Origin of the sequence: Shewanella aestuarii (genome assembly GCF_014647215.1) — a bacterium.
In the GTDB taxonomy this organism is placed as follows: domain Bacteria; phylum Pseudomonadota; class Gammaproteobacteria; order Enterobacterales; family Shewanellaceae; genus Shewanella; species Shewanella aestuarii.
Genome location: NZ_BMOT01000023.1, coordinates 1 through 1,030, shown reverse-complemented (window position 1 = coordinate 1,030; position 1,030 = coordinate 1). Strand labels below are relative to the sequence as shown.

2 tRNA genes and 1 rRNA gene are annotated in these 1,030 nt (G+C 41.8%); all 3 read right to left on the bottom strand.

Annotated features, from left to right (window positions below):
- Nucleotides 1-238 (bottom strand): 23S ribosomal RNA (locus IEY03_RS17025); the annotation flags it as partial.
- 322 nt (nucleotides 239-560) lie between these two features.
- A tRNA-Ala gene (locus IEY03_RS17020) sits at nucleotides 561-636 on the bottom strand.
- A 135-nt stretch (nucleotides 637-771) separates the two neighbouring features.
- Nucleotides 772-848 (bottom strand) — tRNA-Ile (locus IEY03_RS17015).
- Nucleotides 849-1,030 lie beyond the last annotated feature (182 nt).

Sequence of the window (1,030 nt, the reverse complement as noted above, 5' to 3'; positions counted from 1 at the left end):
AGGGGAATCTCGGTTGATTTCTTTTCCTCTGGGTACTTAGATGTTTCAGTTCCCCAGGTTCGCCTCACACAGCTATGTATTCACTGTATGATGACCACTTATGTGGCCGGGTTTCCCCATTCGGACATCGTTAGCTCAAATGCTTGTTACTAGCTCGCCAACGCTTTTCGCAAGTTACTACGTCCTTCATCGCCTCTGACTGCCAAGGCATCCACCGTATACGCTTAGTCACTTAACCATACAACCCAAATGAGTTTCACTTGCGTGAACTATTCGCGTTATATCGCAACTAGCTGGTTTTTACTTGTCTCACTCCCGACCAGGAAGTGTGACTCGCCTTAGTTTTTAGAATATTCAAGACACTTAAACAGTGTTTTGAGAACTCAATGTTCAATACATTACATATTGAACGATTTGTAATTAACACAACGACAGACATCATCATGTTAAATACTATCAGCTTTCCAAATTGTTAAAGAGCGGGCTTAAAAAAGCCAAAGATAAAATTTCGTTTATCTTTGGCATCTCGGACCAATATGTATGTTTCTCACTCAAGAGAATGGTGGAGCTATGCGGGATCGAACCGCAGACCTCCTGCGTGCAAGGCAGGCGCTCTCCCAGCTGAGCTATAACCCCTTTACATACAGCGAGAAACATATCACGGTACCAATTATATAATTGGCGAAGCCAAATCGAATTTTAGCAAGTTAATTCAATGTTACGTTTAGTCAGCTAAACGAGTATTTAATTAACGCAGATAAAATGAAGATTTGGTGGGTCAGAGTGGACTTGAACCACCGACCTCACCCTTATCAGGGGTGCGCTCTAACCAGCTGAGCTACAGACCCATTCTTTTTGGTCTTTTAATCGTTACTCAGCGTTGCTTTCGTCATTCAGTCGTCATGTAGTGAACTACACTTCCTCCCTCATTTCTCAAGCGCCTTGATTAACAATCAAAATCCGCAAAAATACCTTTCGATATCTTTCTCTTTCTTTCTATCAAGTAATCTGTGTGAACACTCAACAAATA